The organism is Fibrobacter sp. UBA3629, from assembly GCF_002374005.1.
Classification (GTDB): domain Bacteria; phylum Fibrobacterota; class Fibrobacteria; order Fibrobacterales; family Fibrobacteraceae; genus Fibrobacter.
Genome location: NZ_DFLC01000012.1, coordinates 100,117 through 115,493, shown reverse-complemented (window position 1 = coordinate 115,493; position 15,377 = coordinate 100,117). Strand labels below are relative to the sequence as shown.

The window sequence follows — 15,377 nt, the reverse complement described above, 5'->3', positions numbered from 1 at the left end:
CGCTGTTACCCGAGTTTCTTCCCCAATTCAATCCTTGCTTCGCGGCGGACAAGCGCCTGCTCGTAGCGGCGGCGGGCTTCGTCGGAATCGGGTTCCACGGGGGCAGTGGCGGTGGGCCTGCCGTTGTCGTCGATGGCGACGAACGTGAAGTAGGCGTGCGCGACCGGGAGTTCGGCTCCGTTCTCGGGGTCGGTTTCGGTTATCTTGAGCCCGATTTCCATGGAGGTGTTGAACACGCGGTTCATGCTCGCGTGGATATTGAGGATGGTGCCGACCGCAGTCGGGCGGAAGAACCGCACGCCGTCGATGGAGACGGTGTTCACCTTGCGGCCCGCATGCTTGAAGGCGACGATGCAGGCGGCTTCGTCCATGAGGCTCATCAGGTAGCCCCCGAAGGCGTTGTTCAGCGCGTTCGTGTCGACGGGATGCACGATGGCGTGCGATTCCAGTGCGGACTCAGAGACCTTGCGGGGAGTCTTGTCGTTGGCGATTCCGGGTATCAGGCCTGTGTTTCTCATAGGACGGACCTCAGCTTGTTTATGATAAAATCTACATCGGTAAAGGCGCAGATGGGGAGGCTTACTGCCTTCTGGCTCGCCATGATGGCGTTCCTGTTTTCGCTGCCCTGTGCGAGCCCCCTGAAGCAGGGCTGTTCGTGCAGCGGCTGCGGGTAGTGGATGCAGTGCGGGATTCCCGCTTTGTCCAGTTTCTTGATAAAAGCTTCGCGGTCGTCGGCCAGCACGGTGTACTGCGCGTAGGTGCTCGTGTTCCCGTGGGCGATTTTCTGCGGCACGATTTTTGCACCGGCGCTTGCGCCCGAAATGCCCGCACCTGCGTTGTATTCCGCGAAAAACTCGCCGTATTTGCGGGCGTTCTCGCGGCGCACCTTCAGTTCTTCTTCGAGGTGGCGGAGCTTTACCCGTAGCACTGCCGCCTGCAGTGCGTCGAGCCTGCTGTTCATGCCCACGGTCTCGTGCAGGTAGCGTTCCCTGCTCCCGTGGTTCGCGATTTGCCGGATTTTTGCTTCCAACTTCGGGTCACTGGTGAACAGCGCACCGCCGTCGCCGTAGCAACCCAGCGGCTTCGAGGGGTAGAAACTCGTGATCGAGATGCTGCCGATGGTGCCGGCGCGCCAGGGCTTGTTTGGGGATATGCCTTCCCACGGAGCGAATGTCGCCCCGAATGCCTGTGCTGCATCTTCTAAAAGCCAGAGGTCGTTCGCGACGGCGATTTCCCATAGCTCGTTGAAATCCGCAACTTGCCCGAACAGGTCCACGCCGATAATCCCGCGCGTCTTGGGGCCAATCAGCGCTCTCACGCTTTCCGGGTCGATCAGGAGCGTTTCGGGGTCGATGTCCGCGAAACGCGGTATGCCGCCCAAAAACGCGACGCATTCCGCCGGTGCAATGAACGTGAAGTCGGGTACGATGACCTCGTCCCCCGGTTTGAGCCCGAGGGCCATGAGGGCGATGGTGAGGGCGTCGGTACCGCTTGCGCACGTGATGGCGTGAGTTTCGGGTTCCGCGCGGTCTTTTCCGGCAAAAGAGCCTTGCATTCCGGCGTCCGAATTCCCAGAATTGCAAAAATCCGCAAGTTCCTTCTCGAGGGCTGCCACTTCCGGCCCGCCGATGTAGCATCCGCTGTCTAGAACGGCGCGTTCTGCGGTCTCGAGTTCTTCTCGATAGGCCTCTCTTTGCGCTGTCAGGTTCACGAATGGCATCATAATGGCTAAAATTTAGCAAATTCGCCCAATTTGGGGGCTTGACAAATTCCCATTCTTTACTATCTTTGTCCCTACAAAAAATTTTAAGTAGGTTTTACCCGGAGATTTAAGGTGCCTCAACATCAATCTTGCAAAAAGCGTTTGCGTCAGGCCGAAAAGGCCAATGCCATGAACCGTGCAGCCCGCGCCGAAATTCGCGCAAGCCTCAAGGCCATCCGTACTGCTACCTCTAAGGATGCCGCCCTTGCCGAAATGCCGAAGCTGTTCCGCCTTCTCGACGTTGCTGCCAACAAGAGCCGCGCCGGCTTCAATGCCAACCGCGCTGCCAACTACAAGGCCAAGGTCGCTAAGGTCATTAACGGCTTCGCCTAATCGCGCACGCTAGTTCGACGAATTGCGTACCGGTGCACTTCCGTGCATCGGTATTTCGTGTTTTTTGCGGCCGTTCCCGTCTATTCCGTTGTACGGCAATGAGTTGGACTTGTCTAAATGGGGCTAAATCGTTGCTTCTCATGCTCTTTCCGGCTCCGTTCCTGATAATTTTTTCTAGATTAGCGACAAGTATCAAGGATTAGAAATGTCTTCGATTAATTTTGCTACGCGTGAAATCAGCTGTAAGGTGGTGTATTACGGGCCCGGTCTTAGTGGTAAGACGACGAACCTGCAGGTAATCCACCAGAAAATGCCCCAGGACAAGCGCACGGACATGGTGTCGCTTGCGACCGAGGGTGACCGCACCTTGTTCTTCGATTTCCTTCCGCTCAATCTAGGTGATATTAAGGGCTTCAAGACCCGTTTCCAGCTCTATACGGTTCCGGGCCAGGTCTATTACAATAGTACACGTAAGCTTGTGCTTCGCGGTGTCGATGGAATTGTCTTTGTCGCCGACTCGCAGCGGTCGCGCCAGGCCGAGAATATCGAGAGCCTGCAGAACCTCCGCCAGAACCTCCAGGATTACGGCATGGACCTCGACGACATGCCCTTCGTGCTCCAGTACAACAAGCGCGACATGGAAAACGTGTTTACCCTCGACGAGATGAACGCCGAGCTTAACCCGCGTCAGGTTCCGTTCTTCCCGGCGACGGCTCACAACGGCAAGGGTGTCGTCACGACGCTCAAGACTATCGCGATGCTCGTGATTGAAAAGTTCAACGTGAAGCAAGGGTTCCTCCGCAAGGCCGCCGAAAGCGTGAACAACACGGGCGTGCACGACGTGAGCCTCACCAAGGAAGGGGTGTCCGTTTCCCAGCCCGCTCCCAAGCGCGAACCGCGCCCGGCGGAAGCCCCCGCTGCCACACCTTTCAAGATGCCCTCTTTTGCTGCAAGGCCTACTGCCGGCGCTATGCCGTCTGGCAATGCAGGTTCGGGGCTCTTCCAGAAAAACGTTGCCTCGTCCCCGTTCGGACGTCCCCGTGCGGTTCCGCAGGCTCCGCGCATGCCTTCATTCGGCCGCGTGGTCGACAAGGCGAACCAGGAGGTCTCGGACGACGAAATCGAACTTCGTCCGTATGTCCCGAAGAAGAAGTGATTTGCGGATTTTTCAGGAGTGTTGCTGAATGAGCGATTTTACGATTTTTTCCGATGACGTTGGCAAGGTTCGCCGCCTGATGCTTGCTTACCAGGCTAGCGTGAAGGCCAACTACATTGTGCTGTGCCATCGTGACGGTTCCATTATTGCCGAAGTGGGATCTCTCGGAATAGATGCGACTCCGCTTGCCGTCCTCAGTACGGCGTCGTTCGACTCCGCCCGCCAGGTGGGGATGATGCTCGGTGGCGAAAATTTCCAATCGGTATCGTATTCCGGCGAAAACCGTTCCATCTATATTTCGCCTGTCGATGAATCCCTGCTGCTGGTGCAGGTGTTCCCGGGTTCCAGACTCCCGAACCGTATCGACGATTTCAACCGCCTGCTTGTCGAAAAGCTGGTGGATGCCGTCCCCGCATTTACGCAGAACACGAGCAAGCTCAGGTAACAGGGGTTTTCCGTGGCAGGCATTCCGCCACTTCGCAATTTGAGGAAGACGACCTTCGTCGTTGTCATTGTCTTTTTTGGATTCTTCATCCACCGCTTCGTTGATTTCTTGACCGACGACCTCTCGTTGCAGAATTTCACGGGGACGGACCTCACTCCTGCGCAGAGTGTTGTGTGCCGCGATGTCGTGCGTGGAACGCCGTTCGGTGTCGACAGCGTCTTCGAGGAAAATACTCGACTTTACTTCTATTCTACCGTCTCCAGTTCGGTCCGTTATTCTGCCGATACGTTGCTGCACGTTTGGTACTGGGGCACGGACACTATCCAGAAGGCTCCCTGCGTGATGAAGGCTGCAGAAATCCATAAGGGAATCGAAGACAAGCAGTCTTCGCAGTCCAGCTTTAGCGTCTGCCATACCGAGATTTCCCCGAAACTCCTGAAACCGGGCGAATGGAGCGTGGACCTCGTTGCCGGCAGGGAGCTTCTGTCGAGCAAGCAGTTCCGCATCGAAGCCGATAGGTAGGGCCCATGAGGCGCTTGTTGTGGGCGGGCGTCCTTGTCGCGTGCAAGGCTTTTGCCTTGGATGTGGAACAACTTCCGGTATGGAATCCCGATTCGCTTTTTCGCGACAGCATCCCTGTTGCTGTAGATTCGGCGAGGCCTGTGCAGTCGCTTGAGACCCATGGCTACAAGACCATGCAGGTGACCGTGGGGGACGACGATACCCAGGTTGACCAGCAGCTTAGGCTTTCCATTACGGGAATGATCGGGGATAGCGTCGAAATAGATGCTTTGCTTAGCGATGTGGACCGCAAGGCGGGAGACCAGACGACCGCGACGCTCCAGGAGGTGGATCAGGTCTATTTCAAGGCGACTTCCAGACACTGGATGCTTCATCTGGGCGACCTCACGTGGCAGGATTCCGACCTTGGACTTTTTTCGGTGGAACGGACCACACTGGGGGGAATGGTCGGGTTTAGGACGAATTTGTCTGAAGTTCGCGCCGTGGCCGGAACGGATGGTGTCCAGAGTATTTCTCGCACTTTTGCGGGCGTGAGTGGCCAGCGCGAGGGCTATTCCCTGAGCGGTGACGGAAGCTTCATTTCGGTGGTTCCGCAATCGGAATCCGTCTGGATCAACGGCGAAAAACTTTCGCGGGGCAAGGATTACGAGGTGAATTATGCTGGCGGCCTTTTGAACTTCAGGGGGACGCGGATGCCGCATCCCGAAGACGAAATTCGTGTGGAATATGATGCCTACGAAGCGGACAACGTAATGGGCCTTTACGGCGTGGCGGGGGCGTTCCGGCATCCGAACCTGTATTTGGATTTGTCGGGGTTCCGGCTGGAGCACGATGTGGACCGCCTTAAAAAGGGCCTGTGGAGCGATGACGACTATAAGATGCTCAAGTCCGATGACGGAAGCGAGTTTGTTCGTGACGACTCTCTGGGCGAGTTGCGTCGTCCGATGCGTACCGAGATGGCCGGGGCGCGAATCCGTTTGCAGGGGATGCACCGCTATTTTGCGGATTTCGAGCTTGCGGCGAGCCGTCGCGACAGCAATACGGTTTCCGAAGAAGTGAACGGACCTTCGGGACGTGCCTTCCGCTGGTTCTTGACGACGGATTCCTCTGCCGCGATGCGCGCCCTTCCTGTGGCGTTTTCCGCATACGGAAACTACGTGGCGGAACGTTTCGACTTTTCGGGGTTCCAGGGCGGCGATAACGACTGGAATTCGTATAAGCTAAAGGACGAATGGGACTTGGATAGCGCGCTGCTTGCAAACGGCAGCTATCGCCACGATGAATTCGCCCTGCGCTTCCGCCTGGGGGCGGGCTGGTTCGGTAATGTCGCGTGGGGCTACCGTCAGGGCGACTTTGAACGCTGGAATTCTTCGCGCGTGAAGGGGGGGCTCACTCGTAACGTGCAGGGGCATGCGACCGAGCTCTCGCTTATCCATGTGCAGAGCCAGACGGAGGCGGCCGGGGAGCGTTTCCAAGGGTATTTTTCCGAAAAATGGGAACGTGGGTTCGTGCGACCCTTTGCCGGTTCGGATGTGCGCTATACCGAACGCGATAGCGCCGGGCTCGTGGACGAGGAATTTTCGCTCAGGGCGAATGCCGGGATATCGCTGGTGAAGGATTCCTGGAACGTGCGCGAGGCTGCGGAATTCTGGAACGTGGACAGGCGTGGCGATTCCTATGGTGAAGAATGGAGCGATTCCCTGCGGCAAGTGAGGTGGAACCAGTCTGCCGAAATTCACCTGAAGCAAATTGAGTTGACGCATTTTTTGCAGTATGAATACCGCGACCTTGCAGAATCGGGAGACGAAAATAGCTGGGCGGGGGATTTGGCGGGCCGTTTCGGCGATGAAAAGGCGGGAATCCACGGGACAGTTTCGTACAAATTGGGGCTAACGGAAGAACAGACCTACACGCCGGTCTACAAGGCGGTGGCGAAGGGGACGGGCGACGTGCGTTACGATAGCCTGACGGGCGCGTTTATCGAAGGGGTCGACAATGGCGACTTTGTGTACGAGGGAATGGGGCGTAACGATTCCATCGGGGCGGTACTGGCGTCGAATTCGGGATTTACTGCGAGTATGGAAATGTGGCCTGGGCGCCTCTTCGGAGTAAATTCGGGTATCTTGCGTGATATCAAGCTGTCCGGTTCCTTCAACGCGTTATCCGAGGATACGACGGGGCATAAACTGTATTTCCCGGCATTGTTGCCTTCGGCGCTGCACCGGGTTTCTTCGGGTGCGCTTTCATGGAGCGGGAATGTGGAATGGGAGCATCCGTCAGGTGCCTTGGCGGTTTACCGTCCGTCGGCGAATTTCGACAAGAAACTTTCATCTATCGAGTATTATGAGTCCGTATTCCGTCACGAGGCGGAAATCGGCTACAAGATCAATGAAGACCATTACATGGGTTTGACCGGGTTTGTCGAGAGCGATGAACTGGATGCGCTGCAGGATCTGGAATGGGATATCAGGAGTGTGTCCGGCAAGTACCGTTTCCATTTTTTGGACGGCTTCAGCCTGGAACCCGGCGGCCGCTACCGCTATGGCGCGGGCGAGGAATCTACGGGTCGCGAGTTCGACGCCTACCTTTGGGAAGCGTCGTTGCGTTTCGGTTATCGACGGATTAACACCTTCGATGGGTTCGTGCGTTTCTCCTATGTGCAGGTGGAAACGGGGGACGACGTCGTTCCCTACCAGATGATGTCGGGCTACAGCGACGGCAATACCTTCAGGCTGGAGGCTTCCGCATCGCTTTCGGTGAACAAGAATATTTCTTTCGGCCTGCATTATGTGCTGCGGTTCGGTGATTCCGAAGAAAATGTTTTCCAGAAACTTTCAACCGAGGCCCGTGCGGTATTTTGATAATGGATGATGTGGAGTGTGAACTTTAAATTTGAAGATTAGGATATGAATCGATTGGTGTTGTACATATTGCTCTTGGCGGCCTTCGCTTTCGCGAAGGGCGAGGGCGCATGTACTATCAATAGCATCGCGTGGAAGGGTGAACATACCGCATTCGACGAGGCGCAAATCAAGGGCGCCCTCGGGCAACCTTGCGACGCGTGGAAGGCGCTGGCGGCGAAACTGGAACGCTATTACGAGGACCAGGGATTTGTCGCAGCGCGCGTGCAGGGTGAAGTCCGGCACGAGGGTGGAACGCATGGAAGGAATGTGCTGGAACTTGAAATCCAGCGGGGCGCGGCTTACGTATGGGCAACGCCCGAAAATCTCGATTCCGGCGGGACAAGGCGCGATGTGTTTGCAAGACTCACAGGCATCGAGGCGGGCGAGGCCGTGTCCCTCACGGACCTGGAACGCAGCGAGCGCAGGCTTTCGCGCATCGGGTACTACAACCGCACGGCTCCCACGCGCCTCTTCCGCGACCCCGCAAGGAACAGGATTGTGCCCGCGTTCAGCATGCGGAAGGCAAATGTGTCGGAAGCGGAAGGCGTACTGACGTATTCCAGCGAAGGCAATGTGTGGGAAGGAAAATTGGATGTTAATTTGTTCAATATCGCGGGGACGGCGCGCGACCTGCAGTTGGAAGGCTTTACGGGCGAAAATACGCGGCACCTCTCGGGCCGCTACAAAGAACCCTGGATTTTCGGGACCGCATGGAACGTGGTGGTGCGCGGTAACTTCGACGAGGAAACGGTTGAAGACTCGACTATCGAGAGGGTCGTCGTGGGCGAGGCGGGCATTACGCGCGATATCGGGTTCGATTTCAGCATCGGCGTGTTCCTCGGCATCAGCGAAGACGACAAGCACACGTCCCTCGAAATGTCTTACGTGTCGCTCGACAGGTTTGTGTTGCCCCGTAGCGGCATGCGCTTGGATGCCTCCGCTTCATGGAAGATTGACCGGCCCGATTCACTCGACAACTACCTCTCGGCGAAGGCGAACGTGATGGCGTATTACCCGTTGTACGGCAATTTCATTGCGCGCTTTGCCGGCATGGCGGGCGGAATTTTCCCGACGGAGGCTGATCTCCGTCGCTCCGACCTGTTTGCGCTCGGCGGCCCGGGCGATTTCAAGGGAATGCAGTACCGCATGCTTCGCAGTCGCGCCTACGGGCTTTCGGAGTTTGCCCTACTGTGGCAGGACGGTTATGACCTGAGCATCGAGGCGTTCTACCAGCCTGGGCTATATCGCCGTTTGGCTCCGGGACACGGCTGGGCGCGCGAGCAGGGTTACGGAATCGGGTTTACGCAGTATCGCGGGAACTGGAGCGTGAACCTGTATTACGCGCTCCGCAACGGCTGCGATTTCCTCGACGGTATAATCGGCTTCGGCGTGAAAACTTTATTTTAATGTGGAATGTGGAGTGTGGAATGTGTAATGAATGATTTCGCATCGCACACCTCACATTTCACACTACACATTAGTCACCGCGGCGGAAGCCGCTATACTGACGTCATGCTCGCGACACATTCTTTCGTCATGCTCGCGAAGGCGAGCATCTTTTACACAGGCGTCTTGCTCTTTTCGCCCGCGATTTCTCTCACCAGCTTCGGCACGAGGTAGCCGGGCAGGCGCTTGCGGATTTCTTCAATCAGCGAGCGCGCTTTCTCGTCGCTCACTTCAAAATGCGCGACGCCGTTTGCGTGGTCCAGCTGGTGCAGGTAATAAGGGAGCACCCCCTGGACAAAAAGCTTGCGGCACAGTTTCTCGAGCGTCTCGGCGCTGTCGTTTATTCCCTTCAAAAGAACGCTCTGGTTCAATAGTGTCCAGCCGGAATACTTCAGTTGTCCGAAAACCATCTGGGATTCCTCGTCGAGTTCGTCCGGGTGGTCTACGTGTGCTGTAAGCACGCACTCGAAGCGCGCGGGCAGTTCGCGCAGGAACTCGAAGTGCTGCATCGCCACATCGGGCCGCATTACGGGGAGTCGCGTATGGATGCGCAGTGTGGTGACAGAACCATGCATGGCTATCGCCTCCACCAGGTCGCGGAATTCACCGGGGCCCAGCATGAGCGGGTCACCTCCCGAAAGGATGACTTCCCAGATGTCGCTGTGCGTGTCGAGCCAATCGCTTACCTGTCGCGCCACGTCGGGAATGTTCTGGAAGGGGTAGTTCTTGCGGAAACAGAAGCGGCAACGCGCACCGCAGGTGGCGGTCGAGACAATCAGCGCCCTCCGGTCGTATTTCTGGATGACGCAGTCCGCCTTGCCCGCGGGCAGGTCGCCTACCGGATCGTCCACGAATCCGGCGACGTTCTCGCGCTCGTCGACATGCGGTAGGATTTCGCGCAAAAGCGCCTCGGGTTCGTTTGCCTTCTTGATTAGGTCGGCATAGTGCCTCGAACACACGAAAGGAAACTTAGGGCTTAAGTCTAGTTTGCCGTGCGGGGCCGCATTTGCGATGGCAGGGGAGCATTCCGGGCCCAGATATTCTAAAAATGCAGGAATTTGCGTGAAAATTTTTGGGGATTCGTCCATTGATTCTTCCATTATATTGCTAAATTTAGCTATCAAAAATCAACAAGAGGATAATATGGGTACTGTAAGCACCAACGAATTCCGCAAGAAACTCAAAATCATGGTTGATGGTCAGCCGTACGAAATCATCGAGAACCAGTTCGTGAAGCCGGGCAAGGGCCAGGCCTTCAACCGCGTTCGCATCAAGAACCTGGTGACTGGCCGTACTCTCGAACGTACTTGGAAGAGCGGCGACACTGTCGAAGAAGCCGACGTGACCTACACCGAAATGACTTACCTCTACAACGACGGTTCCACCTGGTACTTCCTCGACAATACCACGCAGGAAACCATGGAAATCGCGAAGGAAGCCCTCAACGGCTGCGAAGTGTGGCTGCTTGACGGTGCTACCGTCGAAGTCACGTGGTGGAAGGACCCGAAGAGCGGTTCTACGCTCCCCATCGAAGTCATCCCGCCGACATTTGTCGACCTGATGATCGTTGAAGCTCCTCCGGCAGTGCAGGGCAACACCAGCGGTAACGTGATGCGTGAAGCCACTCTCGAAACTGGCGCCAAGGTGATGATCCCGCTGTTCATCGAGAACAACACCAAGATCCGCGTGGACACCCGCGACGGTTCTTACCTCGAACGCGCCAAGTAAGACCGCTCGTTCGTCGTTTTGTCATACCCGCGAAGGCGGGCATCTCCCTTTCGCCTGCGCGAAAATGACGCTTTTGTCACCCCCGACTCGTTCGGGGGTCTTTTTTTTTACCGCCAAAACGAAAAAATTCTATTATTTGATTGTGTTTTTAGGAGGAAATATGCGTTCCCTTTGGTTTGGTGTTTTTCTTTGTGCGACGATGCTTGTCGCCTGCGGTGACGACGACAGCGATTTTGCGACTCGTCCTTCGGACGGGTCTTCGTTGAGCAGTAGCTCGGCAATGTCGTCTGGTTCTGTATATAGAAGTGGGCCATGCAAAGTTGAAACTGACGAAAACTGCTTTAAGGATGACCGCGATGGTCAGACATACAAGACTGTGAAAATCGGCAATCAGGTATGGATGGCGGAGAACCTGAACTTTGAAACGGATGAAAGTGTCTGCTACAACGATTCTGTCGATTATTGTGACAAGTACGGTCGCCTTTACACATGGGGCGCGGCGATGGACAGTGCTGGCACATGGAGTGTGAACGGCAAGGGCTGCGGATATCTCAAGACATGCTCACCAACCGGTACTATACGAGGAGTATGTCCCAGTGGTTGGCACCTGCCTAGCAACGCAGAATGGGAAACTTTGTTCAACGCAGTCGGTGGAAAGACGATAGCCGGAAAAAAGCTCAAGTCTACATCCGGTTGGAATAGTAGCCGCAACGGCACGGATGCCTTCTCGTTTTCGGCGCTCCCTGCTGGCCGCAGGGACGACGATGGGAATTACAACTATGAGGGCAGCCTCGCGTACTTCTGGAGTTCTATGGAGCTCAATATCGACTACGCATGCTTCGTGAACTTGTACTACGACAACGACGATGCATTCCTGAACAACTACGACTATAAGTACGTCGGTTTTTCGGTTCGTTGTCTCCAGGACTAATTTTAGGAGGAAATATGCGCTCACTTTGGTTTAGTGTTCTTGTTTGTGCGGCGATGTTTGTCGCCTGCGGTGACGACGACAGCGATTTCGCGACTCGTCCTTCGGACGATTCGTCTTCGAGTGTCACACCGAAGTCGAGCGATAGCGAGACAAGTGTGTCCAGCAGCAGTTCAGTGACTGGAAGAACATCGTGCGATGTGAACACTGATAAGAACTGCTTTATGGATTCCCGCGACGGCCAAACGTACAAGACGGTCACCATCGGCACTCAGACTTGGATGGCCCAGAACCTCAACTACGCCTATACTGATGTTCCTTATAAACGTCTAGACTATACCTCTGATTCCACCAGTTGGTGCTACAAAGACAGTGCAAGCTACTGCACCAAATACGGCCGCCTTTATACATGGGCAGCCGCGATGGACAGCGTGGGCACATGGAGCACGAACGGCATGGGTTGCGGCTATAATAAGACATGCTCTCCGACTTATCCTGTTCGCGGTGTTTGCCCCGAGGGCTGGCATCTGCCTGATTCAACGGAGTGGGCAACACTGTTTGCTGCAGTCGGTGGATTATCGATTGCTGGTCAAAAGCTCAAGTTCGCGACTGGCTGGACGACGAAGAGCGGCATCACCAACGAGGATGCCTTCGCCTTCTCCGCGCTCCCTACCGGCGGCAGGGACTACTACGGGAGTTACGACGGCGAGGGCAACTACGCGGACTTCTGGAGTTCTACAGAGGACGGTAGCTACAACGCGTACTACATGTTCTTGTACTACTACTACGGCGGTGCGCACTTGGGCTACAATGGCAAGTACGACGGTTTTTCTGTTCGTTGCCTCAAGGACTAGGGCTAACCCCTTCAAAAATCACCTCATTGACAATCTGTCTATGGAATAAGGGCGCTTTGGGCGCCTTTTTCGCATTTTAGAGGGTAGATTTAGAATGTTGTTTGAAAGGAGTATGTATGGGAATGTTTAAACAACTCACCCGGTTTATGTCCGTGGCGTGCTTTGCCGCGGGCTTTCTTGCGTTCGGAACCGCGCCTGCTGGTGCCGCTCCGGACCCGAATTTCCACATCTACATCGCGTACGGGCAGTCCAATATGGGTGGCACTGCCGATGCCCAGAGCGCCGATAAGGCCGAAAACCCGCGTTTCAAGATTTTCGCCTCGCAAAAGTGCAGTGGCAAGGGCCGCAACACGCTGGGCGAGGTCTACCCGGCGGTGCCTTCGCTGTTCAACTGTGGCAACACGATTTCGATTGCCGACTGGTTCGGGCGCACGATGGCCGACAGCATGCCCGACGTGACCATCGGGATTATCCCGGTCGCGGTGGGTGGCGCAAGCATCAAGCTGTTCGACCAGGACCAGTACGCAACGTACCTCTCTACGGCAGAAAGCTGGCTCCAGAACTACGCGAAGGAATACGCGAGCGACGGCAACGTCACCAAGACGATTATCGATATCGCGAAGAAGGCGCAGCAGGTGGGCGTCATCAAGGGATTCATCTTCCACCAGGGTGAAACCGACGGCGGCTACCCGGACTGGCCGAAAATTGTGAAGAAGACCCGCGACGATATCCTCAAGGCGCTCGACATGAGTTCCGATACGGTGCCGTTCGTGGCGGGCGAGCTCCTGCGTTCGGGCTGCTGCTATTCCGACCGCGTGTCGAAACTCCCGAACACGATGGATAATACCTATTACGCTTCTTCCGAAGGCCTTGACGGCAACGGCGTGGACCGCTACCATTTCGGTCACGATGCCTACGTGACATTTGGCAAGCGCTATGCCGAACAGATGCTCAAGGCAATAAACCGCGCTCCGGTGGTTCCCGAACCGCAAAAGCCTTTCAAGGGTAAGCCGTTTGAAATTCCGGGCAAGATCGAGGCCGAAGACTTCGACATCCCGGGTGTCGGCTCGGGCAACGATTCCTACAGCGAAAACGATTCCGAAGACCACGGCGGCACCAATTACCGCGAAGGGACGGGTGTCGACATTTACAAGAAGGCGACGGGCTACATCGTGGGCTACAACCAGGAAGGCGAATGGCTCGAATACACCGTGAACGTCAAGGAAGTGGGCGAATATTCCTTTTACGCGTCTGTCGCATCCGCAAACGAGACTTCAGGCTTACAGATGTCGCTTGACGGCAAGAACATCACCGACGTGATCTCTGTCCCGAAAAACGAAGGCGAGGACAACTATGACGACTACAACAAGGTGCGTGCGACGGTGAACCTCCCCGCGGGCGAACACATATTGCGCTTTACGGTAACCGGTTCCTGGATGGACGTGGATTACTTTGTGTTCGGAGAAGACGAAATCGTTTGCGTTGACGGATGCACAGACTTTGTAAGGCCTGCGCTATCGCATGCGACCGGAGCCGAAAACTACCGCGTCTTTGACATGAACGGCAACTATCTGGGAATGGTGCGAGCCTCTGGAATGCAGGAACTCCGGGCCAGCGCGAAAACCCTCGTGAAAAACAGCGGCACGTTCATTGCGAAATCCCGCGCAGGTTCCTTGACGATGCAGATAAAATAATTCAAGCACACTGCAGGTGTGCCCATGCCCTCCCTAGTCATTTAAAGCATCCCTAAACACTCGGGCGACTTCGTCCGGGTTGTCGCTTTTTAGCCAGGTGAGCGTCTCGGTGCCGCGGTAGCTCCACGCGAAGATATTGTCGATGCCGGCGGCACGGCTCTCTTCGACAGCAATCGCGAGGTCGTTTTCGCGGCCCGCTTCAATCTGGTACGCCTTTACCCACATCTGTACGGCCTTGCCGTACTTGGCGGCGACATCCGTCAATTTGCGGGCCGTCTCGGCATACTTCTCGCGGACCCATTCCTCGGTGGCGCCGCGTTCCCAGTACGGGTCGCTGGCCACTTCGTCGACGCTTTCGAGCGAGGCTACACGGCCCCAGTCATCGAGCCCTGCGGGAAACCAGGGCGGAAGCATGCACACGCAGTTGCGCTTGCCGCGCGCGTGAACGTCCTCGGTCATTTCTTTCAGAAAATCAATAAGCGAATCCTCGCGGAACTTCAACACGTCGTTGGTAAGTTCGGCGGGCATCTCGTAGCCGAAACGCGCCTTGAACAGCGCCCGGCACTTTTCACACCTGCAACTCCAGTTCTGCAGTCCGCCCTTCTCGAAATAGAAATGCGGCTCGTCCCAGAAAATCGTGTCGACCTTTGTCGCGCAAACGGATTCAATCCATTTGTGCATGTAGGCGCGGAATTCCGGATGGTTCGGGCAGGCGGCCACCTTGGGCTTGCCGTCGAGCGCCACCTGGCACATGTCGTGATTGCGGGCGGTAAGCTCCGAATATGCCTCGCCACCAAACACGCGCCCAACGCCCCACGGGTTCACGTAGACCTTGAGGCCCATTCCGGCGCTCCCGTCCACGATGTCCTTCATCGTTCCGTAGTAATACTGTTCGTCTTCTTCGCTCCACGTGTGGAGTACCGCGTTGTAGCCTGCCGCCTTAACGTCGGCCATGTCGGCAAGAACGTGCTTGGGCGCGCGTACGCCAAAATAGCTGACGCCCTTGATTTTGAGAATCGGATTTTCCATGTATGGAAATCTAGATTTCTGTGCTCGCCCATTGCGGGGTCGGTGTCTTGCACAGCACCTGTTCGAGCGTCTCGCGCCATTCGTCTTCGTCGAGCGGTCGGCGGATCCAGTAGAGGCTGTTGTCGATGTCCTTCTGGATAGGCATGGAATCCGGGACGATTTCCACAATCCACGATTCCGGGATGCTGCTGTGGAGCCTTTTGCTGAACTCGATGTTTACGTCTGTGGGGCGGTCGGCATGGTCGAAGATGATGAGAGACGGGGTCTCGCCTACGATGAGGGCCGTCTCCAGGATGCCGGAGGCCTCTTCCACGGAGTTGCACGTGTACATGGTGCAGTCCTCGGCCATGTCGTTTTCCAGGAGCCACCGGAGAGTCCACTGGCTCATGCGGTCGAGGCTGCCCGGGGAAGATGGCGTTATGAAGAATATGTGTCCCACGGATTAAAAGATAGGTATTTATTTTGAATTGTGAATAGATTTTTTAGGGTGTTTTGAACTTTTATTTTTTACCCCACGATTATTGCCAACTTATCCACCATTTGTCGCCAAGATGTTTTTTTGGAGGGGGCGCGAGTT

At 56.0% G+C, this 15,377-nt stretch carries 14 protein-coding genes and 1 pseudogene; 10 read left to right on the top strand and 5 right to left on the bottom strand.

Annotated elements, in window-relative coordinates; all coding sequences use genetic code 11:
• Window positions 1-5: 5 nt before the first annotated feature.
• Both B2310_RS04145 and B2310_RS04140 read right to left on the bottom strand, forming a co-directional pair.
• Entirely contained in the window at window positions 6-518 is a 513-nt protein-coding gene (locus B2310_RS04145) for an acyl-CoA thioesterase (RefSeq protein WP_173381257.1), read from the bottom strand.
• A complete protein-coding gene (locus B2310_RS04140; RefSeq protein ID WP_290728898.1) occupies window positions 515-1,723 on the bottom strand; it encodes a DegT/DnrJ/EryC1/StrS family aminotransferase in 1,209 nt (402 codons plus the stop codon). Before B2310_RS04140 ends, B2310_RS04145 begins: the two co-directional genes overlap by 4 nt.
• 111 nt (window positions 1,724-1,834) lie before the next feature.
• Between B2310_RS04140 and rpsT the strand changes: the two genes are divergently transcribed.
• From rpsT to B2310_RS04110, 6 genes and pseudogenes are all read left to right on the top strand, one after another.
• Entirely contained in the window at window positions 1,835-2,095 is a 261-nt protein-coding gene (gene rpsT / locus B2310_RS04135) for a 30S ribosomal protein S20 (RefSeq protein WP_290723061.1), read from the top strand.
• A gap of 205 nt (window positions 2,096-2,300) precedes the next feature.
• Window positions 2,301-2,864, top strand: a pseudogene (locus tag B2310_RS13340) (GTP-binding protein); the annotation flags it as partial.
• A gap of 415 nt (window positions 2,865-3,279) precedes the next feature.
• Complete coding sequence (locus tag B2310_RS04125) at window positions 3,280-3,696, top strand: roadblock/LC7 domain-containing protein (protein WP_173364846.1); 417 nt, start codon at window positions 3,280-3,282, stop codon at window positions 3,694-3,696.
• Between the two features lie 12 nt (window positions 3,697-3,708).
• Window positions 3,709-4,218 (top strand): hypothetical protein, encoded by a 510-nt coding sequence (locus B2310_RS04120; RefSeq protein ID WP_173364847.1) that lies wholly within the window; start codon window positions 3,709-3,711, stop codon window positions 4,216-4,218.
• A 5-nt stretch (window positions 4,219-4,223) separates the two neighbouring features.
• Window positions 4,224-7,079, top strand: coding sequence for a hypothetical protein (locus B2310_RS04115; protein ID WP_290728896.1), 2,856 nt, complete (start codon window positions 4,224-4,226; stop codon window positions 7,077-7,079).
• A gap of 45 nt (window positions 7,080-7,124) precedes the next feature.
• Window positions 7,125-8,528 (top strand): BamA/TamA family outer membrane protein, encoded by a 1,404-nt coding sequence (locus tag B2310_RS04110; RefSeq protein WP_290728894.1) that lies wholly within the window; start codon window positions 7,125-7,127, stop codon window positions 8,526-8,528.
• Between the two features lie 152 nt (window positions 8,529-8,680).
• Here B2310_RS04110 and B2310_RS04105 read toward each other — a convergent pair whose 3' ends face one another.
• Entirely contained in the window at window positions 8,681-9,667 is a 987-nt protein-coding gene (locus tag B2310_RS04105; RefSeq protein WP_290728892.1) for a KamA family radical SAM protein, read from the bottom strand.
• A 43-nt stretch (window positions 9,668-9,710) separates the two neighbouring features.
• On the opposite strand from B2310_RS04105, the gene efp reads away from it, so the two are divergent.
• The 4 genes from efp to B2310_RS04085 all read left to right on the top strand — a co-directional run bounded on the left by efp (window position 9,711) and on the right by B2310_RS04085 (window position 13,771).
• Complete coding sequence (efp, locus tag B2310_RS04100) at window positions 9,711-10,295, top strand: elongation factor P (RefSeq protein WP_290723049.1); 585 nt, start codon at window positions 9,711-9,713, stop codon at window positions 10,293-10,295.
• 160 nt (window positions 10,296-10,455) lie between these two features.
• Entirely contained in the window at window positions 10,456-11,226 is a 771-nt protein-coding gene (locus B2310_RS04095) for a fibrobacter succinogenes major paralogous domain-containing protein (RefSeq protein ID WP_290728890.1), read from the top strand.
• 14 nt (window positions 11,227-11,240) lie between these two features.
• Entirely contained in the window at window positions 11,241-12,077 is an 837-nt protein-coding gene (locus B2310_RS04090) for a fibrobacter succinogenes major paralogous domain-containing protein (RefSeq protein ID WP_290728888.1), read from the top strand.
• Between the two features lie 116 nt (window positions 12,078-12,193).
• Entirely contained in the window at window positions 12,194-13,771 is a 1,578-nt protein-coding gene (locus B2310_RS04085) for a sialate O-acetylesterase (RefSeq protein ID WP_290728886.1), read from the top strand.
• A gap of 33 nt (window positions 13,772-13,804) precedes the next feature.
• On the opposite strand, the gene B2310_RS04080 is transcribed toward B2310_RS04085, so the two are convergent.
• Together B2310_RS04080 and B2310_RS04075 are read right to left on the bottom strand one after the other, a co-directional pair.
• Window positions 13,805-14,800, bottom strand: a complete 996-nt coding sequence (locus B2310_RS04080; RefSeq protein WP_290728884.1) for a hypothetical protein — start codon at window positions 14,798-14,800, stop codon at window positions 13,805-13,807.
• Window positions 14,801-14,810: 10 nt separating this feature from the next.
• A complete protein-coding gene (locus B2310_RS04075; protein WP_173364853.1) occupies window positions 14,811-15,239 on the bottom strand; it encodes a hypothetical protein in 429 nt (142 codons plus the stop codon).
• Between the last annotated feature and the right edge of the window lie 138 nt (window positions 15,240-15,377).